Below are 22,451 nucleotides of genomic sequence, written 5' to 3'. Positions count from 1 at the left end.
TTCAGCGTGGGTGGTTTCAACGAATGGTGGTGCCGGCGGTCCGGTCGGCCAGCGGGAGTTCACTGCGGTTCGGGAGGTTCTCCCAGTCACCGCTCGCAGCCACCGCGAAAGCACCCAGAACGGCCCCCCGGTGAAGGCGCTCCTCGAGAGCTTTCCCGTCGAGGAGTGCTGACAGATAACCGGCGGTGAAGGCGTCCCCCGCTCCGACGGTGTCCACGGCGGTAACGGGTATCGCGTCCTGATGCACCACCGCTCCGCCGGACCAGCCGGTCGCTCCCTCGGCGCCGCGTTTGATGATCACGTCACGCACTCCCCTTCCGTGCAGGGCGTTCACGGCGTATTCTTCATCGGCGCCGGCTGCGACAAGGGCAAGTTCGTCGTCGGATGCGATGACGACGTCGGCGAATCCGGCTAGCTGCGTCAGCACGGGTGTTGCAGCGGCGGCGTCCCACAGTTTCGAGCGGTAGTTGACATCGAAGGACACCAGAATTCCGCGCTTTCGTGCTTCCGAAGCTGCCCACAGCGTGGCTTCGGCCGCCGCGGGTGATAAGGCGGGCGTGATTCCGGTGAGGTGGAGAATCTCTGGTGCGGCATCAAGTGACGCTTCGAGGTCGCCGATAGCGAGTACTGATCCCGCAGACGATGCCCGGTAGTAGAGCGCCCTTGACACTCCTGCGAAACGGGCTTCGAGCAGCATCAGCCCGGTCGTCCGCCGGGCGTCGATCACCACGGCATCGGTGGCGACGCCTTCGGCACGCAGGGTACGCAGGGCGAACGCGCCCACTTCGTCATCGCCCAGGCGTCCCGTCCACCGGACGGAGTGACCGAGCCGCGCGAGGCCGATCGCCACATTCGTTTCGGCTCCGCCGAGGGACATCGACATGCTGCCGCCCAGCCGTACCAGACCGGTGGAACGGATGGATCCCATCGTTTCCCCGAAGGTCAGCACCTCGACCGGGGTGAGGTGCGCGAGCATTGCCTTCATTACTGGAGTCCGGCTGCCGAGAGGAACTGGCGGGCGCGCGAGCGGAGGGCCGCGAGGTCCCCGCCGGAGGCTGCGTCACCGATGAGCGGGGAACCGACGCCGACGCCGAGCGCACCGCGGGAGAGATAGTCCACGGCGGCCCCCTGGTCGACGCCACCCACCGGCACGAAGGGAACATCCGGGAAGGGATCACGGAGGGCCGAGAGGTATCTCGGTCCGCCGAAGGATGCAGGGAAGAGTTTGATGGCTGTTACGCCCCGGTCCATGGCCGAGTACACCTCGGTCGGGGTGAACGAACCGGCGAGGACGGGCAGATCCAGCCGCACGGCTTCGACTACCGACGGCGCGAGGGCCGGGGTGACGATGAACTGGGCTCCGGCTGCGGCGACCCTCGCGACGTCGTCGCGGGTAAGGACCGTCCCCGCGCCGATGAAGGCGGCTGCGCCCACTTCAGCCTGGATGGCAGTGATAACGTCGGCTGCCTCCACAGTATTGAGCGATACCTCGAGGTATTCGAATCCCTCTTCCACCAGCGTCACGGCGGTACGCACCGCCGCCTGGGCCTCGCTCCCCCGGATGATGGCGAGCAGTTTGGCGCTGCCCAGTCCACCAAGAAATTCCTCGGGTGTCATGCGGGTGTCCTTTCAGAGGGGAGGCGATCGCTGGAACGTCTTCGGGTGCAGAGCGTCACCACTCGGCGTAGGAGCCGTCGTCGTGCCGCCAGATCGGTGACCGCCACGCATGCCCGGCCTTGTCCACCCGGCGGACCGCGGCTTCGTCGATCTCGATGCCGAGGCCCGGTGCGGTGAGCCGCTCCACGGAACCATTGATGAATTTGAGCGGCGTCTTGTCCAGCACGTAGTCGAGGACTTCGGCGCCCTGGTTGTAGTGGATGCCGATGCTCTGCTCCTGGATCAGGAAGTTCGGAGTGGCGAACCCGACCTGCAGGCATGCCGCGAGCGCCAGCGGCCCCAGCGGACAGTGCGGCGCAAGCTGGACGTCGTAGATTTCCGCCAGGGAAGCGATTTTCCGCACCTCCGTGATGCCCCCGGCGTGGGAGAGGTCCGGTTGGGCCACGGCGATTCCGGCCTGCAGCACCGGCAGGAACTCCTGCCGGTTGTAGAGGCGCTCACCGGTGGCCACGGGGATGGAGGTCGATCGCGTGAGTCCGCCGATGAGGTGCGAGTTCTCGGGTACGGTCGGTTCCTCGAGGAACAGGGGCCGCAGTGGCTCGAGCAACGGCGCTACCCTGCGGGTGTTCGCGAGGGTGAAGCGTCCGTGGAAGTCCACGGCGACGTCGCGGTGCGGACCGAGGACCTCCCGCGCGGCGGCGACCCGCTCCACCACTTCGTCGATCTCCGCGACACTCCCCAACGGACTCATCCGTCCACTGGCGTTCATCTTGACCGCAGTCAGGCCAACTGCCATCTGGGCCTCGACGGCGTCAGCGATCGCGGCGGGCTCGTCACCGCCGATCCAGCCGTACATGCGGATGCGGTCGCGGACGTGGCCGCCGAGCAGCTGGTGCACGGGGACGCCGAGGGACTTGCCGTGGATGTCCCACAGCGCCTGGTCCAGGCCGGCGACCGCGCTCGCGAGAATGGCGCCGCCGCGGTAGAAGGATCCCTTGGTCATGACCTGCCACAGATCCTCGATGCGCAGCGGGTCGGCGCCGATCAGCAGTTCGGACAGCTGCTCGACGGCGGTGCGCACGGTCTCGGACCGACCCTCGACGACCGGCTCTCCCCAGCCCACGATGCCGCTGTCGGTTTCCACCCGCACGAAGAGCCAGCGTGGCGGAACGAGGAAGGTTTCAATCCTGCTGATGCGCATGGACCCTGCTTTCAGTCAATTGGTGCGCGATCCGGTCCACGAGCACTATGGGCGGATCGGCGATGTCTACTGTGATGCCTGCTTCGTCCTCCTGCAGCGCCTCGAGGGCCTCGTACTGCGAGATGAGGAGCGACGGCGGCATGTACTCGTGTTCGCGGGCGGAAATACGCGCGGCGACGAGATCGACCGGGCCGTAGGGGTGGACAACGACGACGTCTGGCGCGTAGCTCCGCAACAGGTCGCGGTAAGCGCGTTTCAGCGCCGAGCACGCAACGACGATCCCCGTACCCGCTCCACCGCTCAAAGTCTCACCGACGGTCTGGAGCCAGGGCAGCCGGTCCGTGTCCGTCAGGGGAATTCCGGCGGCCATCAGGTTGATGTTGTGCTCGGAATGCAGGGTGTCGCCGTCCACGAAGGGAAGGCCGAGCCGCTCGGCCAGAAGCTCCCCGAGGGTGCTCTTGCCAGAGCCCTGCACCCCCATGACCACGATCACGGAGTTTGGCTGATCAGCCATGGTTCAGCCCTTCGTCGCGCCGGCAGTCAGCCCGGAAACGATGTACTTCTGGGTGAACAAGGCGATCACCATAATGGGAATGGTCACGACGACGGACGCGGCCATAAGGCCTCCCCAGTCGATGCTCGCGTAGGCCACGAAGTTGAAAATGGCCACGGGCAGGGTTTTGGTGTCGGCGCCCGACAGCACGAGGGCGAACATGAAGTTGTTCCACGAGAAGATGAAGGCCAGGATGCTCGCCGTCGCGATGCCGCCCACCGACAGCGGGAGGGTGACCTTCAGGAAAGCGCCGATATGGGTCAGTCCGTCCACGCGGGCAGCCTCCTCGAGTTCGAGGGGCATCGAGTCGTAATAGGACATCATGATGTACACGATCAGCGGGAGCGCCACGAACATGTGGGAAAGGATCAGGACACCGTACCCGCCCACGAGGGACAAATTGGAGAACACGTAGTACCACGGCACCAGAAGGCTCACGCCCGGAATGATGCGTGCCATGAGCACTACGAGTGCGGAACGACTCATCGCGAACCGGCTCATCGAGTACGCGGCGGGCACGCCGATGATGAGCGAGAGCACTGTGGAGGCGAAGGCCACCCAGAAGCTGTTGAGGACGAAGGAGAAGTAGTTGTTGCGGCCGAGCACTGTCTCATAGTTCGCCGTCGTCGGCGTGAAGATCAGCGTCTTGCTGGCGTCGTAGATGTCCACGTTGGTCTTCAGCGACGCGAGCAGCATCCAGGCCAGCGGAGCCAGGAAGGCCGCCACCACTGCTATCAGAGCCACGACGCGGAACACCTTGTAGGCACGGGAGCGGAACGGCTTTCTCCGCCGTGGCGTCACTGCGACCGGGGTATCCGTGCCGGAGCCGGGCCGGAGCATTTTCGGAGTAACAACGCTCATTACTGCACGTCCTTCCGGCGGCGGGTCAGGACCCACATGGCGGCGATGATGATGAGGAAGAAGAGGATCAGGACGGTCGAGGACAACCCGTAATCGTTGTAGTCGAAGCTGAGCCCGTACGCGTAGATGTTCAGCGTTTCGACCTCGTTGAAGGATCCGCCTCCCCGTCCCTTGGTGGCGTAGAGGAGGTCGAAGGTCTTCAGTGCATCGATACTGCGCAGGAGGATGGCGACGATGATGGTCGGCATCAGCAGCGGAACCGTGATGAAGCGGAAGCGCTGCCAGGCGTTCGCGCCGTCGATCCGCGCGGCCTCATCGGGCTCTTCGGACAACGAGGTGAGACCTGCGAGCAGGATGATGACCACCATGGGAGTCCACTGCCAGATGTCGATGAAGATGACGGTGGGCAGAGCAGTGTGCTGTCCCGAAAGCCAGGGCTGGGCGGGAATTCCGACAAGGCCGAGCATCTGGTTCGCGAAACCGATGTTCGGATCGAAAATCAGCCGCCACATCATGCCGACTGCCACCGGAGTTGCGACCAGGGGAAGAAGGATGGCCACGCGGACCCACTTCTCACCCTTGAACGGACGCCAGAGAAGGAGGGCGATGCACATGCCGAGCACCATCTGCACGACGAGCGCCACACCGGTGAAGATGAAGGTCCTCGCTACCGCCGGCCAGAAACGTTCGCCGTCGGAGAGAACTTCGAGATAGTTCGCGAAACCGATGAACTCGGATTCGGCGCGCACCGACCCGGAGGAGTCGGTGAGGCTGAGATACATCGTCCAACCAAGCGGGAAGATGATGAGGATGGCAACGAAGATCATGGCCGGTGCGGCAAAAAGCCACTTCCGGTGAACATTGGCCCAGTCGGAGTAGGCCTTCCACGCGTTCTGCTGTTGCGGTTTTCTTTTGGGCGGCATGGAGGTGACGGCCATGATCCACATCCTTGGGGGTGGTGTTTCTAGGAATCCGGAGCGACAGAAATGTTGTCGGGGGCGCCTGCCAGCGCCGTCGTGCCCGTTCTGGTGTCAGGGCGACGACGGCGCTGGTGCGTGGCGCGGGTTACTCGCGTTCGTCGTCGAGGAACTGCTGGAATGCCTCGTCCGCGGCATTCGCTGCTGCTTCGACGTCTCCGCCGGTGATGCCTACGACGATGGGATCGCCGACTACTTCACGGGCTTCACCGACGTTGATGACGAGCGGGCGGTCATGTCCGACGCCGTTCTCCGCGCTGACCTCGATAGCTGCTGCGAGGTCTTCGGGGTAGGTTTCGGTACCGGCAGGATCCGACCAGACCGAGTTCCGGGGCCCGGGAACTCCAGCCTGCTGGACCTCGAGAACCATGTCCTTGCTGGTGGCCCATTCGATGAACTTCCAGGCGTTGTCCTGGTTGGCGGAGGCTTCGTTGATTCCGAGGCCCCACGAGGGAACGTTGTACGGCTTTGAACCGGCAGGGCCCGCTGGCATCGGTGCGAAGCCCACGTTCTCGGCGACCTGCGAGTTGGCGGGGTCGGTAGCGTTCTGGTAAAGGCTGTCAGCCTCGGTGTAGAACGCGGCGCCGCCCTGCGTGAAGATAGCCATCGCCTCGGGCCAGCTCATGTCGGTGCTGACGTTCGCCGGCCCGTACTGGTTGATCATGCGCCCGTAGTACTCGTAGGCTTCCACTGCTTCGGGCGAGGCGACGCCGGAGTTGCCTTCGTCATCGATGAAGTCGCCACCGAACCCGTAAAGGAAGCTGGAGAACTGCGTCACTGCCGGTGACTTCCCGGTGCGCGCCACGAAACCTGCGATGTCGGGGTTTTCTTCCTTGATCTGCTTGGCTGCGGCTTCGAGCTCCTCGAGGGTCTCGGGCACCTCGAGCCCTGCCTGCTCAAGAAGGTCGGTGCGGTAGTAGAGCACTTCCCGCTCGGTGATGGTGGGGACGCCCACTACCTTGTCCTCGAAGGTGGTGGAGTCGACGGGACCGTCCTGGAAATCGTCCCAGGCCCATTCGGGATTGGAGCTCACTCGCTCGGTGAGATCAGCGAGGTAGCCGTTCTGGGCAAAAAGCTTGCCCTCCTGCAACGGCCGGTACATCATGACGTCGATCTCGTCGGTACCAGCATTGAGCTGCACGTTGTACTGGGCGGACAACTGGTCCTCACCCAGCTGGGTGACCTCGACCTTCAGACCGGTTTCTTCCTCGAATTCGGGAATGGCCGCAATGATCTCCTCGGTCCAGACGTGGTTCGCAAGGGTGACCCGCACTGTCTCTGATGCCGCTTCGTCACCCCCGCCGCCGCTGCTGCACGCCGCCAAGGATCCGCCTGCAAGAATCGCCGTGACCGCTGTCATTCCGGCGGCCCGCAAAGTTTTGCGTTGCACTGTTTCTCCAGCTCTCTTCATTGAGTAGCGTCCGCTGTTGACGGCGCCAGGAGTAGATGCGCGTTTACATCTGCTATAAACGCAATGGTAGTGACTTAAATCATACTTATGCAACCGTGGGTCGTCATTGGTATGCGCTTGATACGCTTTCCGACATGCATACGGCCGAACAGCTCCACGTCTCACCGGCCACCCCCGGCCTTGTCTTTTCCGGCTTGCACGCCTCGATCGTGGACAAGATGGGTCTGGCGGTCAGCGCCGGCGACATGGCCAGCGGATCCATCGTGCGGATCGAAGAGCTCGAGGAGCGCTTCGGAGTGTCCCGCTCCGTCATCCGTGAGGCCCTCCGGGTCCTGGCATCCATGGGGATGGTCGAATCACGCCGCCGCGTGGGCGTTCAGGTGCTGCCCGCCACGGAGTGGAATCTCTATGATCCCCAGGTGATCCGGTGGCGCCTGGCATCACCCGGCCGGGTGTCCCAGTTGAGGTCGCTGACCGAGCTGCGCACCGCCGTCGAACCGCAGGCGGCACGGCTGGCTGCATTGCGCGCCCCCCTCGCCGATGCCAGCGAACTGATGGGTCTCGCCGGGAAGCTCTGGGCGGCTGGGCAGAACGGGGATACCGAGTTGTTCCTGAAACTCGACATCCAGTTCCACCGGCTGGTTCTTTCGAGTTCCGGGAATGAGATGTTCGGCAAGCTGAACTCGCTGGTGGCCGAGGTGCTGACCGGCCGCACACACTACGGACTGATGCCCGAGCACCCGCATGAAGAGGCGCTGCAGATGCACGTCGACGTCGCCAGCGCCATTCAGCGTGGAAACCCCGTGGATGCCCAGTCCGGCATGCTCGCCATCATGAATCGCGCGATGGATGAGATGAGCACCCTGTGGGATGAGGAAGCGCACAAGTAGCTTCATCGCTCAGCTCTTCGCGGAAGCCTGGTGTTGCTTGGCAGGACATCATTGGAGGACCCGGGAGGCAGGCATGGAAGCAGCACCCCCCCTTGCCCGGCACAGCACCGCGCGCAGCCTCGCCCGGGAAGTCCTCATCCGTGGACCGATCTCCCGAGCCGAACTGGCCGGTCGGCTCGATCTCTCGGTGGCGAGCCTGACCCGCCTGAGCAAACCGCTCCTCGCATCGGGGTTCCTGCGTGAATCCGAGGAACAGCAGGCGGCGTCCATCGGGCGTCCTACCAGGCTTCTTGAAGTGAGTCCGGCGTCGTGCTCCGTGCCCCGTTCCTCGACTGGCGCGGTGTTCCCCTGGCGCGGCTCGTGGCCGAAGAGGTGGGGTTACCGGTGGTCCTCGAGAATGACCTCGTCGCGCTGACCATCGCCGAGCAGTGGGTCGCGGGACCATCACCCGGAGGCGGCCGTCGTCGTGGGAAGTGCCGGCGCGTCGCTGGGCGAACTCATTGCCGCCGTCGCCAACCTCACCATGGTGGAATGCGTAGTGCTGTCCGGTGAAGGCATGGGCCTCGGCGAGGCAGCCGCGAAGGACATCGACCGGGCAATCGCGTATTACCGGGACCCCGAGGCAGCACCGATCCGGCTGCACCGTCAGCCCACCGATTTCACCCAGTGGGCGCGTGGCGCCGCAGCGGTGGCCATCCAGCGCACCATCTCGGGAACGCTGGACGGCGCGAGCTCGCCGGAAAAGTGGCCCGGCAGAAGGATCAAGAACGACGCCGGAGACGTAAAATTGGCACTATCATCCAGCGTCCTCGGATGGCGCTGACCGGACAAGGAGAACTGCCATGGATACTGATCCGGAGGGACCTCGAATCGTCGTCGGCGTCGACGGTTCCGAGCCCTCCATCCTTGCACTGCGGCTGGCGGCACGGCTCGCGCCGGCCCTCGAAGCACGAGTGCACGCCATAGCCTGTTGGGATTTCCCGCCGCTCTTCGCCGGTTACCTTCCGCCGGATTTCTACACGTTCGAGGGCAAGGCGACCAAGATCCTCCACGATGCCATCGAGACAGCCTTCGGAACCGAGCAACCGCCAGGGATGACCATCGCACTAATGCGCGGTCCCGCCCCGGCCACGCTCGTCAAGGAGGGAGCAACTGCCCAGATGCTGATCGTCGGCCGGCGCGGCCACGGTGGTTTCCGCGGCATGCACCTGGGCTCCGTCAGTACAGCGTGCGTGGCCCATGCGAAGTGCCCGGTTCTCGTGGTGCACGAGGACATGAAGCCCAAGCCTCCGCGGCCCAAGAGACAGGCCGAAATGTTCGTCCACTAATTCACCTCGCCGTAACGTTCCCGCAATGACGGCTGGCAATACTGGCTTCATGAGCCGCAAGACCGATCAGCCATCCACTGCGGAGCTTCGCTGCGATTCATGCGGCTTGCTTCCTGAACCGGGCAGGACCCGGCTCACCCTGGCCAACGTGGCCGTGATGCTTCCCATCGAACTGGTGGTTCACGCCCTCGTGGTCAATACAGGGCTGCCCTATCTCCTGAAAGTAGCCGTCCTCGCCGTGACGGCTACAGCACTTGTCATCTGGGTTGCCGAACCATCGGCCATGCGACTGTTACGATCCTGGCTCCATGCACCCGCCCTCCGCCAGCACAATCGCCTTACCGCAGCGCCCGCGCTCTGGCGGGCAAGGGTGGTGGTAGCCGACCGGCCCGGCGCCCTCGAGCAGCTCACGCACCAGTTGACCCGGCTGAAGGTCAACATCCTCACCGTGCACGTGCACCCGGTGGATGGCGGAAGCCTCGATGAACTGGTGCTCTCCGCCCCGGGAGAGCTCACCGAACAGGACCTTCTCGATACGCTCACCGCAGCCGGTGGCAGCACGGTAGGAATATGGCCCACCACCCCGCTGGCCCTGGCTGACGGCCAGACGCGTGCACTGAACTTCGCCACGCGCATCGCGCAGAACCCTGGGGCGCTTCCCGACGCCATCGCCGAACTGCTCGGAGCCGACGTCGTTCCACCCCACCAGCAAGCTGCTGCACCTGCTGGTCCCGCGGTACTGAAGGTGCCCACCGCGTGGCAGGGCCCTCTCCTGTTCCGCCGCGAGGGTCAGCCGTTCACACCCGCGGAATCGGCAAGGGCACACCGTCTGGCTGAACTGGCCGAGATCCTCGAGCAGGGCCGGCGAGTTTCCGCCTCACCGCAACAGTCCGCCTGACCGACACCCGCCGGCCGGGCCTTGTTTCCTGAGTTTCCTGAGTTTCCTGAGTTTCCTGAGTTTCCTGAGTTCCCTGCACTCCCCGAAAGGCTTCACCATGCGAGTTGGTCTCATCCGGGCACTATCCACCACCGATCAGCGGCTCCTCCACACGCACGGCCGACTGCTGCACGCCACCTTCGGCTTCGACGTGATCACACGTTGCATCCCGGACCAGCCCTATGGAGTCCACGATGCGGCATCGCTCGAAGCGGCGACTCCCAAGGTGGTGGAACTGGCCTGCGAGCTGGCAGGAGAGGTCGACGCCCTCATCATCAGCTGCGCGGCCGACCCCGGGCTCGAGGAAACCCGCGCCGTCGTCGGCATTCCAGTGATCGGGGCGGGGTCGGCGGCCGCGGCGGCGGCCGTGGCTTTCGGTGGTCGCGTCGGCGTGCTCGGTTTGAAGAATCAGGTGCCCAGCCCGGTCTCCAGCGCCCTGGGGGAACGGATGGTCCTCATCGACGGGCCCGACGGCGTGGAAACGCCCAACGGCTTCCTCCTGCCCACCGGCATCTTCGACACCCTGGCCGGAGCGCAGATGCTCGCCGAGGCCGGGGCCGGCGTCATCCTCCAGGCCAGCACCGGCCTCAGCAGCATCGGCATGGCCAAGGTCCTGCGGCACAAGCTCGGCCTTCCCGTGATCGACGCAGTGACGGCCGCCGGCTCCATGCTGAGCGCTGCGGTATCGATGCGGAGCTCGCAGCTCGCCTAGCGATCTCCGCCGTCAGCCCAGCTCCGGCGCCCGCTTCGCCCAGCCCGTGGCCTGCTCGAACGCATAGGCTACCTGCAGCAGCTCGACATCCTTCCCGGAGGCCATGGACAGCTGCAGTCCCACGGGCAGGCCATTCTCGCTGAAGCCTGCAGGAACCGACACCGCCGGCAGCCCGGTTGCCGAGATCAGGCACGCGGATCGCATCCAGTCGAGGTACGTCTCGAACTCCACGCCATTGACCGAGGTCGGATACCGCTCCGCCGCGTCGAACGGCAACACCTGGGTGGCCGGGCTCGCAAAGACGTCGTACTTCCCGAAGAACTCCCGCACGCTCGTATCCAGCCGGGTCCGGGCCAGTGCTGCGTCCACGAGGTCCTGCCCGGTCAACTCCCAGCCCTTCACCACATTCCACCGGACCTCGGGCTTGATGACGTCGCCGTGCTCGATCACCAGATCCCCGTAGTTGAGCGCGAAGTCGAACGCACGCGTGGTTCCGAACACCTCGTCGGCGTCCCGCAGGTCCGGGGCGGCTTCCTCGACGGTCGCGCCGAGGTCCGTTAACACGGTGAGCTGACTCTCGAGGACACGCAGTACCTCCCGATCCACCGGCACACCGAGACCGAAATCGGCCGACCAGCCGATCCGCAGACCCGTCAGGTCCCGCTGCAGCGGCGCGCCGAACGAGCCCTGCACCGGATAGCCGTAAGGGCCCGCGGCGTCGGGCCCGGCGATCGCCGCCATTCCGAGGGCGAGATCCTCGACGTCGCGCGCCATCAGGCCTGCCCGCCCGAGCCACGCCCACGCATTGCGGGCGGGTGCCATCGGCACCACCCCGAGTGACGGCCGGTAGCCCACCACATTGCAGAACGAGGCCGGAATACGCAGTGACCCGCCCATGTCGCTGCCGTCGCCGAGCGGCTGGATGCGTGCCGCGATGGACGCCGCCACTCCCCCGCTGCTGCCGCCGGCGCTACGCGAGAGGTCGTACGGGTTGACCGTCGTGCCGAACACCTCGTTGAAGGTGTGCGAACCGGCAGCGAACTCCGGCACGTTAGACTTCCCCGTCGTCACCACACCCGCCGCCTTGAGCCGGCCGATGAGAAGGTCGTCGAAGTCGGGCACGAAGTCCCGGAAGATCACCGATCCCGAGGTGGTCCGCAGACCCTTCGTGTTGTTCGTGTCCTTGTGCGTCATCGGGAGCCCGTGCAGCGGCGGCAGGTCCGCGGCCGATGCCGTGCGCTCGTCCGCCGCGGCGGCAAGCGCGGCAGCACCCTCCCGGTCCTGCGTCACGACAGCGTTGATCGCACCATTCACTTCGTCGATCCTCGCGAAGTGGGCCTCGAGGGCCTCCCGCGCGGACACCTCCCGCCGCCGGATGGCACCGGTGAGCGCGGTCGCGGACATCGTGCTGAGATCCGTCTCGGTGGCGCTGCCCGGCAGTGCTTCACTCATGAGGCGGTCCCGACCTTGGACAGCAGCGCCGTCATCGCGGCCCGCACTCCGGTGGTCAGTGTCGGCTCGATCTGCGGTGCGAAGAACGGCGAGTGGTTCCCGGGAGGCGGGGTGTCGCCGTCGAGCTTGTCCTGCGGGTGGCCGCCGAAGAACCAGTACACGCTCGGCACTCCGATAGCCTCGGCCAGGAGCCCGAAATCCTCGCTCCCCATCACCGGCGGCGACTCGATCACGGCTTCCTCACCCAGCACACCACCCAGCACGGCCATCAGGTCCGCAGTGGAGGAGGGGTCGTTGTAGCACTGGGGGAAACTGGAGATCTCGGAGATCTCCGGCGCCGGCGCCCCGGACGCATCGGCTTCGGCCGCGATGATCCGCCGCAGTGAGCCGAGGACCCGTTCGCGCACCTCGGGGTCGAAGGTTCGTACGTTCAGCGAGAACTCCGCCGAGGCAGGAATGATGTTCTCCTTCAGACCGCTGTGGAACGTCCCGATCGTCACGACGGCGGACTTCATCGGATGCACCTCGCGTGCTACGACCGTCTGGATCCGCACCACCATGTGCGCCCCGAGCACGATGGGGTCGATCGACTGCTCGGGTTGGGAGCCATGCGCCTGCTTCCCGTGCACGATCACCTTCCAGGAATCCGCCATTGCCATGGCGGTGCCCTTGCTGATGTTCACCGTTCCGGCGAGCCCCGGCCACACATGCTGACCGTAGATGATGGACGGCTTGGGCGCCTTGTCCCACAACCCGTCCTCGACCATCGCCTTCGCCCCGGCCCCGGTCTCCTCCCCCGGTTGGAAGATGAACACCACGGTCCCTGCCCACGCGTCCAGGTTCTCGGTCAGCAGCTGCACCGCGGTCAGAGCCACCGTGATGTGGGTGTCGTGTCCGCAGCCGTGCATCACCGGCACCTCCGTTCCGTCGGCCAGCGCGCCCGTCGTCGTACTCGCGTACTCCAGCCCGGTGTCCTCCTGCATCGGCAGCCCGTCCGTATCGGCGCGGTAGCCGATGACCGGTCCGTCGCCGTTGCGCAGGATCCCGACGACGCCGGTCCCACCGCACAGGAAGGCGTCCAGGCCCAGGTGGGTGAGCTTCTCGAGGATGAACGCGGCAGTGTGGGTCTCCTGCATGGACAGCTCGGGGTGCGCGTGGAGGTGCTTGTAGAGCTCGTGCATCGAGGTCTCGGAGGCGTCGGAGAGATCGAAGACAGCGGTGTCGATGGTCATGGGTTTCCTTTCGGGAGGGGAATCAGGGGTCTAGTTGACGAGCGTAGTCGGCGCCGCGACGTCCTTGCGGGAGCGCAGGAACCAGGCGAGCGTCGCGGTCAGCAGCACCACGATGCCGGTCGCGGGCTTCGCTAGCGCGGGTACGGCGGGCACCAGGACGAAGAGGACTCCGATGGCGACGGCGAAGGCGATCACCGTCACGCGCACCTGCCTCATGGTGGCGATGAGCTGCACGAGTACCGCGCCGATGATGCTGGGGAAGATGTACAGGCGGGCGACGTCGACGACGTCCGTCGGGATGATACTGACCAGGTAGGTGCCGAGCACCCCGACGAAAAGCAACATCGAGAACACGTGCACCATCGCCGCGCCGCAGATGGCCATCAGCGCTGCGAACTCCCCGCGCTTCGTGCCGGCCTTAGCGCCGATGGTCGCCTGTGCCACAAGGGCCGAGGGCAGCAGCTTGTTGGCGATGTTGCCGATCATGAACGCCTGGTACATCGCGGCCGGGCCGAGCACCGGGAAGTAGGTGATGGGCTCCACGAACCACAGCACGAAGAAGGCTGCGGCCACGGCGAGGTACGCGGTCCAGATCATGTTCCCGGTGATGCCGAGATCCGTGGAGAGCACGAGGTAGAGGGGTGCGGCGAGGGAGAGCAGGAGGGCCGTGCTCATGGTGATCTGGCCCCAGCGGGTGGTGGTGCGGTCGAACTCGGCGAGGGAGCCGGAGGGAGCCGTGGCAGTGCGTGAAGTCACGATCGTTCCTTTCGATTGGGGGTTGCTGCCTAGGCGGCCGGTGCCATTCCGGAGGTATGGGCAATGTAGGCGACGGCCAGTCCCACCAGGATCGAGATACCGAGTCCCCATTCCCGCAGCCAGGAAGCCGACGTCGCCTTTGCAAGCACCAGGCAGGCGAACATGGTCGCCGCGGAGACGAGGACGGAGATGATGTGGACGGGCGTCTTCCCGAACTCGGCGATGCCGAGGCTCGCGAACGCCCCGATGAGCGCTGCGGCCGGGACGATCATCATGAGTGCCGGGTTCACCTTGCGGAGCTTCGAGTCACCCTTCGTCAGGATGGGGGTGAGGATCAGCGTGGCGAGCATCCATCCCGCACCGGAGAGGCTCATGGCCATGAAGGCGACCACGAAAACCGCCTGCGTGTAGTCCGGCCCGCCGAGCGTGGCGCCCATGGTGCCGGCCGCGAGGGATGCCGACGCAGACTCGGTCGCCGCCGATCCCACCAGACCGATACGCACCAGCACCGCCGGGGTGCCGAACAGGGTCAGGAGCGCGATGCTGACGAGGACGACGGCGAGGGACGGTCCGATCGCCGCCACGGCACCGGCGCGGAAGGAGGTCTTCAGCTCCGCGGCAGAGATGTCGGCGGCCGGTCCGGCTTTCTTCGCCGCCTTCATGTAGATGAGGGACTGCACGATGATCGCGCCGAAGACGCCGATGGCCAGGACCCACAGGACCGGCAGATTAGCGATACCGAGAATGTTCGTCGAGGCTCCCTCGGGCGTGAGTGCTGTTTTCATGGCTGCTCCAGGTAGGGGGGAAGATTCATGATGTCGCCGTCGTCCGCGACGGCTCGGCGCCGTCGAGGGCCTTCAGCGCGGAAACGAGTGCCGTGACACCGGTGGCGATGTCGCTGGTGTCGCTCCATTCCTCGGGACAGTGGCTCTTGCCGGCCTTCGAGGGAATGAAGATCATGCCCATGGGTGCCAGCGTCGCCATGTGGACGGCGTCGTGCGTGGCGCCACTGGGGATGGGCATCCAGGGGATGCCCAGGGTGTCCGCTGCCGAGGCGACGACGTCCTGGACGCCCGCACTTGCGTGCACCACCTCGTTGTCGGTGGACCAGTCAAAGCCGACGTCCACCCCGTATTCACCGGCCCTGGCGACGATCTCACCGGTCAGCCGGCCCTTGACCCCGCCGAGCCAATCGGAGTCGACGCTTCGAACCTCGCTCATCATGCGCACCAGGGACGGCACCACGTTCGGCGACCGCGATTCGGACTCGACGCGGGTGGTGGTGGCCACTCCGTGGTTCGGTGCGCCGCACCCCTCGCGGCGGACCGCGAGGACGGCTTCGGCGGCGGCGATCATGGCGTCCTGCCGATCCGTCATCGACGTCGTTCCCGCATGGTCCGCCCGCCCGGAGAAGGTGGCGATGAAGCGTTCGATGCCGGTGATGGCCGTGACGATGCCGAGCGGCAGCTGCCGTTGCTCGAGGGTGGGCCCCTGTTCGATGTGCAGTTCGAGGAAGGCATGCAGCGGCTTCTTCGCCCACCGGACGTCGGTCAGCGAGGCGGGATCGAGGCCGAAGTCCGTGTAGGCCTCGCCGAGGCGGACGCCGCGGTAATCCTGCCGGTCGAGATCCGCCGCCGTCAGTTCCCCTGCGGCGGCGCGGCTTCCGAGGCAGCTCAACCCGAAGACGTTGGATTCCTCACCGAGGAAATCGACAACGAGGAGGTCGCGGGAAAGGCGCGTGCCCGCTTCCCGCAGCTGGCGAGCAGCCTCGATGGCGCCCACTACACCCACGATGCCGTCGAACCGGCCACCGCCGTCGACGGTGTCGGTGTGTGATCCAGTGACGAGGGCGGGCGCGTTCGGGCTGGTCCCCTCGAGCCGTCCGATGATGTTGCCGGCCGGGTCGATGGAGACCTCGAGGCCTGCCTCCCGCATCCGTGCCGCTGTCCACTGGCGTGATTCGAGGTAGGGCCGGCTGAACACCTCGCGGGTCCAGCCGTTCCGTTCCGGGTCCCGGTACGCTGCCAGTTCGGCAATGCCGGAGTCGAGTCGCTCGATGGTGCCGGTGTCGTCGCTCAGGGTCGTCATGCATTCCTCGTTGTCTGTGCAATCGTTTGCGGATGATCGCCGAATCGGGTGAGGTTGGTGGAATATGGTCTACATCACACTAGGATCGGAGCGTTACGTCAAGGTTTCGGGGGAATTAAGTTCCCGAGGCAGGGCCCTCCGTGCAATCCTTTGCACCGTACCGGGCCGGACGCCCTAGACTGCCTCTACGCCCAACGAAGGAGTCCCGACATCACACAACAGATTCCCCCCGCGGGGAACCAGCGGGTCACCCTTGCGACAGTGGCGCGGCATGCGCAGGTGCACGTTTCAACCGCCTCGCGTGCCCTGAGCGACGACGCCGCGGGGGTGAGCACGGAAACCGTTCGGCGTGTGCGCGAACTCGCGGTGATGCTCGGTTACCGGCGCGACGTCGGTGCGGCAGGTCTCCGGACGGGCAGCTCGCGGCTTATCGGCGTCCTGGTCCCCCGCCTGACCGACATCGTGCTGGCCACCATCTACGAAAGCATCGACGTCGCAGCCGGCGCCGCCGGGTACAGCACGGTGGTGGCGAATACGCTGGACGACACCGACCATCGCCGCTCGCACCTCGACGCGATGCTCTCCAGGCGCATCGACGGCGTCATCATCGGCGATTCGCGCATCGGTGACACGGCCGCCTACGAGCTGCAGAAGCTCGGGGTCCCCTACGTGCTGGTGATGCGGAAGCTCGAAGGCCACCTCTCCATCACCACCGACGATTTCCTCGGTGGCCGGCTGGCCGCCGAGCACCTGCTGGGGCTGGGGCACCGTAGGGTCGGCGTCATCGCGGGAGATGTGCTGGCCAGCACCGGTATCGAACGGACGCAGGGTTTCCGGCAGGCGTACGAGGCAGCCGGGTACCCGGTCGACGACCGGTACGTGGTGAGCTCCGGTTTCGACACCCGGGGGGGCCTTGCCGCGGGCGTCCAGTTACTGGACCTCGCCGAGCCGCCCACCGCCATTTTCGCGGTGAACGATTTCATCGCGCTGGGGGCGATGGGTGCGGTCCGTGACGCCGGCAAGAGGCTGCGGGAGGAGGTGGCCCTGGTGGGGTACAACGACATCGACATCGCAGCGACGCTTCCTGTCCCGCTGACCTCGGTGCGGTCGGCACTGGGTGACATGGGCAGGCTCAGCGTCGAGGCGCTGCTGCTGCGGATGAAGGGCCAGGCTGCGGATCCGGTGCTGCTCCCGCCGGTCCTGGTGCCGCGGGCGACGACGGTCGGCGTCGTCCACTGACCGCTCCGCCCGGCGGGTATTCCGCTCAGGCCGGGTGCGGCCGGAAGCGACGGATGCTGTAGACGATGAACGCCACGGCAAGGAGTCCGGAGAGGATCAGGCTCGAGCCGACACTCCAGCCTCCGGGAAGCCACCAGCGTTCGCCCAGCGGCCACCAGCCCGGCATCGGCGGTTGCAGACCCCAGAGGATTCCGAGCGCGATCAGAATGGCTGCGCCGCCGAAACTGAGGGCGATGTTCCGTTTCGACTTCACGCCCTGCGCGGCCGCGGCGAATGCCTTCGTCTTGACGGGCTGCAGCCACTTCCGAGCCCACTCGTACTGCTGCGCGAGGAGGCTCAGCCCGGCAACGAGTGCCAGGAGTCCCGGGCCCGGAAGGACCAGGGCGGCGATCCCGATCAGGACGAGGGTCCAGCCCAGCACCAGTCCGACCACACGGCCGACCCCGTGTGGCTTGGTGCGTCCGCCGAATGTGGCCATGAGAACATGCCTTCCTGTTCGCTTCTCCCCCGATCATCCTGCCCGCTGGGCCGTGGCTCACACAACGGAAATCTTCGACGGCCGGAGCTGAGGCTCGGCATGAAGGTGCCGCGTCCCTGCCGGTCTATTGACCCGTATGGTGAGCATGTGCCCATAATGTAAGTAAGTGACGCGCAACACTCTCCGTTTCAAGGACGAAAAGGGAACCGTGGAAGACTGGCAAATCCTCTCTATTACCGCTTTGGCGATCATCGCCATCGTGTTCCTGATCCTCAAGCTGCGGGTCAATCCCGCGCTTTCGCTGGTGATCGGTGCAGCCGGGCTGGGCCTGGCCACGGGTCTGGGGCCGACCGGGACGACCGACACGATCATGCAGGGATTCGGCGACATCATGTTCGAGGTGGGTCTGCTCATCGCCTGGGGGGTTCTGATGGGAGCCATCCTCAACGAGATGGGCGCCATCCGTAAACTCGTCGAGCGACTGCTGACCACCTTCGGCCCGAAGGGGATCCCCTACGCGCTCGGACTTACGCTGGGCACACTGCTGCAGTCGATCTTCCTCGACGTCCTCCTCGTGATGAGTGCCCCTCTCGCACGGCGGATCGCACCGAAACTGGGCAAGTACGGTACCGCCAAAATAGCGACAGCCATGGCGATCAGCCTGGAGTGCGGCATTGTGCTCATGGTGCCCGGCGTCGCGACAGTCGCCCTTGCGGGACTGCTGGGAGTACCCCTGGGCAGCATGTTGATCTTCGGGCTGATCGTCATCATCCCCACCATCCTCGTGTCGATCACGATCATGAATTTCCTCATCCAGCGCGGCCTGTGGGACACGGAAAAGGACGAGCAGCCGTTCGACGAGGACCTTGGGGCCGGAGCGACCGGCGCATCCGAGGTTCCCGGGATCAACGCCCCCGCTCCGGAGATCCACGGGACGAACCCCGTACCGGCATCCGATCCCCTCAGCCGCGTCGGGCTCCTCCCCCGGGAGGTTGCAGCACGGTCCGCCCGCGCGCCCCGCGAACCGGGACTTTTCGTCATGTTCGCACCCATGCTGCTCTCCCTGGTGCTCATCGGTGGTGGCGCACTGACCGGGATGGCTGGCTGGTCCTCACCCGTGACCGACTTCGTCTCCACGCCGGTCATCGCGCTGCTGATCGGGCTGCTGGGAACGAGCTTCGTCGCCCGTCGGACCATCGGCACCAAACGCGTCGAACAGGCGGTCGTTGGTGGGTTCCGCGAGTCCGGCCAGATCCTGATCCTCACCGGCGCAGGAGGCGCCCTCGGTGCCGTCGTCGCTGCCAGCGGCATGGGGGATGTTTTGGGCGGGTACTTCTCGGCATCAACGGTCGCCCCGCTCCTCGTGGTCTGGGGTATCGCCGCCCTGCTGCATGTCGCCGTCGGTTCCGTGTCCATCTCGGCCATCACGGCGGCCGGCCTGCTCGCACCGATCGCTCCGACCCTCGGGCTGGACCCCGTCCTGATCGCACTTGCCGCAGGAGCAGGATCCCTGTTCTTCGTTCATGTCACGTCCAACACCTTCTGGCTCCTCCAGTCCATGCTGGGGCAGAGCACACGCGGCACGTTCAAGAGTTGCTCCCTCGGTGTCTCTGTGGCTTCCGTCGTTGCCCTCGGTTTCACCCTGATCCTCAGCCTGTTCCTCTAGAAAGGGCACAAGTGACCATCCCCGAGAACATTGCACCGCTGGAGGGCATCCGCGTCCTTGAACTGGGCAACTACATCGCGGCACCGACGGCCGGCCGGCTGCTTGCCGATTTCGGTGCTGAAGTCATCAAGATCGAGCGGCCCCACACGGGGGACGAACTGCGCAACTGGCGACTACACGCCGGCACCACGTCGATGCTGTACCGGACCATCAACCGGAACAAGAAGTCGATGGTGGTGGACCTACGCACCGAGGAGGGCCGCCGGATCGTCCTCGAACTGGTGAAACAGAGCGACATCGTGCTCGAGAACTTCCGCCCGGGCACCCTCGAGAAATGGGGACTCGGACCTGCGGAACTGGACGCCGCGAACCCCGGCATCATCGTGACGCGGATCTCCGCATTCGGCCAGACCGGCCCTCTGTCCGCGCGCCCCGGTTTTGCCGCCGTCGCCGAGGCCTACGGAGGTTTCCGCGAACTCGTGGGCGACCCTGACCGGCCCCCCGTGCGTGTCGGTGTTTCGATCGGCGATTCCATCGCCGGGCTCTACGCAGCTTTCGGGGCCGTCATGATGCTCTTTGCCCGGGAACGGGACCAGGGCGTGCACCGGTCACCGCTGGATCACCGCATCATCGACGTCGCACTGAACGAGGCCATGCTGTCGGTGATGGAATCACTGGTTCCCGACTACAGTGCCTACGGCGTTCGCCGCGAACGCACCGGCGGCCGGATGGAAGGTATCGCACCTTCCAACGCCTACGTCTGCAGTGACGGTGCGAGTATCGTCGTGGCCGGCAACGGAGACAGCATCTTCCGCCGCTACATGACCGTCATCAACCGGCAGGACCTGGCGGAGGACCCCACGCTCCAGTCCAATGCCGAACGGTGGGCCCGGCGGGACATGCTGGACGAGGCGATCGGGGAATGGACAGCACAGCACACGGCAACCAACGCACTGGCACTCCTTGAAGAGGCCGGAGTTCCCTCGGGGCCGATCTACACGGCCGCGGACATCGTCGACGACGACCAGTACCGGGCGCGCAACATGATTCAGCGCTTCGACGTGTCGACCGGTGCGGAGACCCTTCCCGACGTCGCCTTCCCCGGCATCACACCCGTAATCGGAGCAGCATCGCTTCCCATCCGGAACCTGGGTCCCGACCTCGGAGCGGACACGCACCGAATTCTGGTGGACCTCCTGGGCCGGACTCCGGACGAGGCGACCAACATCATCACCCGCACCGGAATGGAAACAGTAGGAGCACCGAAATGAAACTTGAGACGAGTACCGACGTGCCGGCAGCGGAACGCGGAACGGTGGTCCTGCGGGATGTCACCCTGCGTGACGGGCTCCAGCTGACAGGCGGCCTGCTGTCCACCGAGCGGAAGGTCCAGGTTGTCCGCGAGCTCCTCTCTGCGGGGGTGACCGCCATCGAGATCGGCTCCATGGCGCGCCCTGACCTCGTGCCCTCCATGGCCAACACGGTCGAGCTCATCGAAGCCCTGACTCCCGAAGAACTGGACCACTGCTTCGTCTGGGTGGCGACGCCCCGGAATGTCGCCCGCGCAACCGCTGCCGGCGCCCGGCACCTGCAGTACTGCCTCAGCGTCACCGATGCCCACAACCAGGCGAACATCGGACGCACCACGGAGGCGAGCATGGAGGCACTGCCCGAGGCAGTGCGGCTTGCGCGGGCTGCAGGAGCATCGATCCAGCTCTGCCTTGCCACCTCGTTCACGTGTCCCTTCGAAGGGACGGTCGATCCGGAGCGGGTTCTGCGGCTCGTGCTCGATCCCCGCGCGGAAGGTACCTCCGGGGTGGTCATCTGTGACACCCTCGGCCAGGCATCCCCCGACGAGGTGCGGGCGCTGGTGGCTCGCGTGCGGGACAGCTCCCGTTTTGCTGAGATAGTCTTCCACGGCCATGACACCTGGGGGATGGGTGTGGCCAACGCCCTGGCCGCAGTCTCCTCCGGCGCAAGCATGATCGACGGCGCGCTCGGCGGACTCGGCGGCTGCCCTTTCGCACCGGGCGCCTCCGGAAACACGGCGACGGAGGACCTGCTGTTCGCCCTGAGACCGGAATGGCTTCAGGAAGACAACTTCGGGGCTCTCGTCCGACTCGGAGAAGCGGTCACGGAGGAAGTCGGGGAAGCGGGCCGCTCGAAGGCGGCCCAGGGCGCCCGTTCACGGGCCGCCGCTTTCAGCTGGGTGATCCCTGGGGCAGAGTAGAAGCCTTCCCGGACGGGGTGCGGCGGCCTGCGGCATCATCCGGGTGCCGGCCACCAAGCATCCGCGTCACCTGCTCGGCTGCCGCCAGAAGGTCTTCCACCCATCGTTCGCACACCTCGAGTGGCATGCGGAGGGTCGGCCCCATGATGGTGACCGCGCCCAGAAGGTCCGCCTGGGAATCGAAGACCGGCGCAGAAAGACCGCTCGCTCCCGTCTGTCGTTCTCCGGTGGTGATGGCATAGCCGTCCCGCCGGGTCTGCTCCACGGCCGCGCTGAGGGAGCTGCGGTCAGTGATGGTGGTTTCAGTCAATTGATCCAGTGAATCGGCGAGTACGTCTCGGAGCAGCTCATCGTTCCAGGCGAGCAGTACCCTTCCTGCCGATCCGGCGTGCAGGGGAAGAAGCCGACCGACTTTCATTTCGCGCCGGAGGATGTGGCGGGTCTCGGCCATCGCAACGCACACCCGGTAATTCATTGATGCCTCGAAGAAGCACACGGTCTCGCCGAGCTTGTCGCGGAGATCCTGCAGCACCGGTTTGACGACCTCCAGACGGTCGAGGTTCTGTGTTGCGGGCGCCGCCCAGAAAGCCATCTTCAGTCCGACCCGGTAATGGTCCCCCATTTTGTCCAGGAAGCCGTTGGCGACGAGATTGCCCACGAGCCGCTGGACCGTAGACGTCGGCAGCCCGGTCGCCTCGCGGATATCCGTCAGGGTCAGCTCGGGCTTTCGCAGCGAGAACGCGTCGAGGATGTCACTGATTTTCTTCAGGACCAGCAGGGGTGCAGCTGCTGGCGTACCGGACGAGACCATGTTCCCATCCTA

24 protein-coding genes are annotated in these 22,451 nt (G+C 65.7%); 10 read left to right on the top strand and 14 right to left on the bottom strand.

All coding sequences use genetic code 11. From position 1 onward, the window contains the following. Window positions 1-16 precede the first annotated feature (16 nt). From IWX75_RS07455 to IWX75_RS07425, 7 genes are all read right to left on the bottom strand, one after another. Window positions 17-985: a sugar kinase gene (locus tag IWX75_RS07455; RefSeq protein WP_334684172.1), complete on the bottom strand. Its 969-nt coding sequence runs from the start codon at window positions 983-985 to the stop codon at window positions 17-19. After that, window positions 985-1,617, bottom strand: a complete 633-nt coding sequence (locus tag IWX75_RS07450) for a bifunctional 4-hydroxy-2-oxoglutarate aldolase/2-dehydro-3-deoxy-phosphogluconate aldolase (protein ID WP_196821605.1) — start codon at window positions 1,615-1,617, stop codon at window positions 985-987. Before IWX75_RS07450 ends, IWX75_RS07455 begins: the two co-directional genes overlap by 1 nt. Before the next feature lie 55 nt (window positions 1,618-1,672). After that, window positions 1,673-2,818 carry a galactonate dehydratase gene (gene dgoD, locus IWX75_RS07445; RefSeq protein WP_196821604.1) on the bottom strand — a complete coding sequence of 382 codons (1,146 nt, stop codon included), beginning with the start codon at window positions 2,816-2,818 and terminating at the stop codon, window positions 1,673-1,675. Next, window positions 2,799-3,332 (bottom strand): gluconokinase, encoded by a 534-nt coding sequence (locus IWX75_RS07440; RefSeq protein ID WP_196821603.1) that lies wholly within the window; start codon window positions 3,330-3,332, stop codon window positions 2,799-2,801. The genes dgoD and IWX75_RS07440 overlap by 20 nt, the downstream gene beginning before the upstream one ends. A 3-nt stretch (window positions 3,333-3,335) precedes the next feature. Continuing rightward, on the bottom strand, window positions 3,336-4,211 hold the full coding sequence (locus tag IWX75_RS07435) for a carbohydrate ABC transporter permease (RefSeq protein WP_196821800.1): 876 nt from the start codon (window positions 4,209-4,211) through the stop codon (window positions 3,336-3,338). A 20-nt stretch (window positions 4,212-4,231) separates the two neighbouring features. Further along, window positions 4,232-5,170 carry a carbohydrate ABC transporter permease gene (locus tag IWX75_RS07430; protein WP_334684170.1) on the bottom strand — a complete coding sequence of 313 codons (939 nt, stop codon included), beginning with the start codon at window positions 5,168-5,170 and terminating at the stop codon, window positions 4,232-4,234. 127 nt (window positions 5,171-5,297) lie between these two features. After that, window positions 5,298-6,599 (bottom strand): ABC transporter substrate-binding protein, encoded by a 1,302-nt coding sequence (locus IWX75_RS07425; protein ID WP_334684169.1) that lies wholly within the window; start codon window positions 6,597-6,599, stop codon window positions 5,298-5,300. 155 nt (window positions 6,600-6,754) lie between these two features. On the opposite strand from IWX75_RS07425, the gene IWX75_RS07420 reads away from it, so the two are divergent. From IWX75_RS07420 to IWX75_RS07395, 6 genes are all read left to right on the top strand, one after another. Next, window positions 6,755-7,510: a FadR/GntR family transcriptional regulator gene (locus tag IWX75_RS07420; protein ID WP_196821601.1), complete on the top strand. Its 756-nt coding sequence runs from the start codon at window positions 6,755-6,757 to the stop codon at window positions 7,508-7,510. Window positions 7,511-7,583: 73 nt separating this feature from the next. Next, window positions 7,584-7,925: a hypothetical protein gene (locus IWX75_RS07415; RefSeq protein ID WP_196821600.1), complete on the top strand. Its 342-nt coding sequence runs from the start codon at window positions 7,584-7,586 to the stop codon at window positions 7,923-7,925. A gap of 51 nt (window positions 7,926-7,976) precedes the next feature. Beyond that, complete coding sequence (locus IWX75_RS07410; protein WP_196821599.1) at window positions 7,977-8,333, top strand: hypothetical protein; 357 nt, start codon at window positions 7,977-7,979, stop codon at window positions 8,331-8,333. Window positions 8,334-8,352: 19 nt separating this feature from the next. Continuing rightward, window positions 8,353-8,838 carry a universal stress protein gene (locus IWX75_RS07405; RefSeq protein WP_196821598.1) on the top strand — a complete coding sequence of 162 codons (486 nt, stop codon included), beginning with the start codon at window positions 8,353-8,355 and terminating at the stop codon, window positions 8,836-8,838. 49 nt (window positions 8,839-8,887) lie between these two features. After that, on the top strand, window positions 8,888-9,736 hold the full coding sequence (locus IWX75_RS07400; protein ID WP_196821597.1) for an amino acid-binding protein: 849 nt from the start codon (window positions 8,888-8,890) through the stop codon (window positions 9,734-9,736). A 97-nt stretch (window positions 9,737-9,833) separates the two neighbouring features. Next, complete coding sequence (locus IWX75_RS07395) at window positions 9,834-10,487, top strand: aspartate/glutamate racemase family protein (RefSeq protein ID WP_196821596.1); 654 nt, start codon at window positions 9,834-9,836, stop codon at window positions 10,485-10,487. Window positions 10,488-10,499: 12 nt separating this feature from the next. Here the strand turns inward: IWX75_RS07395 and IWX75_RS07390 are convergent, their stop codons facing one another. The 5 genes from IWX75_RS07390 to IWX75_RS07370 are packed head-to-tail and all read right to left on the bottom strand — an operon-like array spanning window position 10,500 to window position 16,015. Further along, entirely contained in the window at window positions 10,500-11,939 is a 1,440-nt protein-coding gene (locus IWX75_RS07390) for an amidase (RefSeq protein ID WP_334684168.1), read from the bottom strand. Continuing rightward, a complete protein-coding gene (locus IWX75_RS07385) occupies window positions 11,936-13,171 on the bottom strand; it encodes an amidohydrolase (RefSeq protein WP_196821595.1) in 1,236 nt (411 codons plus the stop codon). Before IWX75_RS07385 ends, IWX75_RS07390 begins: the two co-directional genes overlap by 4 nt. A gap of 30 nt (window positions 13,172-13,201) precedes the next feature. Then, window positions 13,202-13,930 carry a hypothetical protein gene (locus tag IWX75_RS07380; RefSeq protein WP_196821797.1) on the bottom strand — a complete coding sequence of 243 codons (729 nt, stop codon included), beginning with the start codon at window positions 13,928-13,930 and terminating at the stop codon, window positions 13,202-13,204. Between the two features lie 26 nt (window positions 13,931-13,956). After that, window positions 13,957-14,712 carry a DUF5058 family protein gene (locus IWX75_RS07375; RefSeq protein ID WP_196821594.1) on the bottom strand — a complete coding sequence of 252 codons (756 nt, stop codon included), beginning with the start codon at window positions 14,710-14,712 and terminating at the stop codon, window positions 13,957-13,959. A 25-nt stretch (window positions 14,713-14,737) separates the two neighbouring features. Then, on the bottom strand, window positions 14,738-16,015 hold the full coding sequence (locus tag IWX75_RS07370) for a M20 family metallo-hydrolase (protein ID WP_196821593.1): 1,278 nt from the start codon (window positions 16,013-16,015) through the stop codon (window positions 14,738-14,740). Window positions 16,016-16,063: 48 nt separating this feature from the next. Here IWX75_RS07370 and IWX75_RS07365 point away from each other — a divergent pair, with 48 nt between their 5' ends. Beyond that, entirely contained in the window at window positions 16,064-17,254 is a 1,191-nt protein-coding gene (locus tag IWX75_RS07365) for a LacI family DNA-binding transcriptional regulator (RefSeq protein WP_442858957.1), read from the top strand. A gap of 25 nt (window positions 17,255-17,279) precedes the next feature. On the opposite strand, the gene IWX75_RS07360 is transcribed toward IWX75_RS07365, so the two are convergent. Next, the gene (locus IWX75_RS07360) at window positions 17,280-17,732 is read right to left on the bottom strand and encodes a PGPGW domain-containing protein (protein ID WP_196821591.1); all 453 of its coding nucleotides are present in this window, start codon (window positions 17,730-17,732) and stop codon (window positions 17,280-17,282) included. Window positions 17,733-17,898: 166 nt separating this feature from the next. Here IWX75_RS07360 and IWX75_RS07355 point away from each other — a divergent pair, with 166 nt between their 5' ends. Genes IWX75_RS07355 through IWX75_RS07345 form a run of 3 tightly spaced genes read left to right on the top strand, consistent with a single transcriptional unit; the run spans window position 17,899 to window position 21,628 of the window. Next, a complete protein-coding gene (locus IWX75_RS07355; protein ID WP_334684167.1) occupies window positions 17,899-19,398 on the top strand; it encodes a GntP family permease in 1,500 nt (499 codons plus the stop codon). 11 nt (window positions 19,399-19,409) lie between these two features. Beyond that, window positions 19,410-20,669, top strand: a complete 1,260-nt coding sequence (locus IWX75_RS07350; RefSeq protein ID WP_196821590.1) for a CaiB/BaiF CoA transferase family protein — start codon at window positions 19,410-19,412, stop codon at window positions 20,667-20,669. Next, the gene (locus tag IWX75_RS07345; protein ID WP_196821589.1) at window positions 20,666-21,628 is read left to right on the top strand and encodes a hydroxymethylglutaryl-CoA lyase; all 963 of its coding nucleotides are present in this window, start codon (window positions 20,666-20,668) and stop codon (window positions 21,626-21,628) included. The genes IWX75_RS07350 and IWX75_RS07345 overlap by 4 nt, the downstream gene beginning before the upstream one ends. Here the strand turns inward: IWX75_RS07345 and IWX75_RS07340 are convergent. After that, window positions 21,600-22,439 carry an IclR family transcriptional regulator gene (locus IWX75_RS07340; RefSeq protein WP_196821588.1) on the bottom strand — a complete coding sequence of 280 codons (840 nt, stop codon included), beginning with the start codon at window positions 22,437-22,439 and terminating at the stop codon, window positions 21,600-21,602. The genes IWX75_RS07345 and IWX75_RS07340 overlap by 29 nt on opposite strands. Between the last annotated feature and the right edge of the window lie 12 nt (window positions 22,440-22,451).

The organism is Arthrobacter sp. CAN_A6, assembly GCF_015751715.1.
In the GTDB taxonomy this organism is placed as follows: domain Bacteria; phylum Actinomycetota; class Actinomycetes; order Actinomycetales; family Micrococcaceae; genus Arthrobacter_D.
This window is presented reverse-complemented; position numbering and strand designations above follow the sequence as displayed.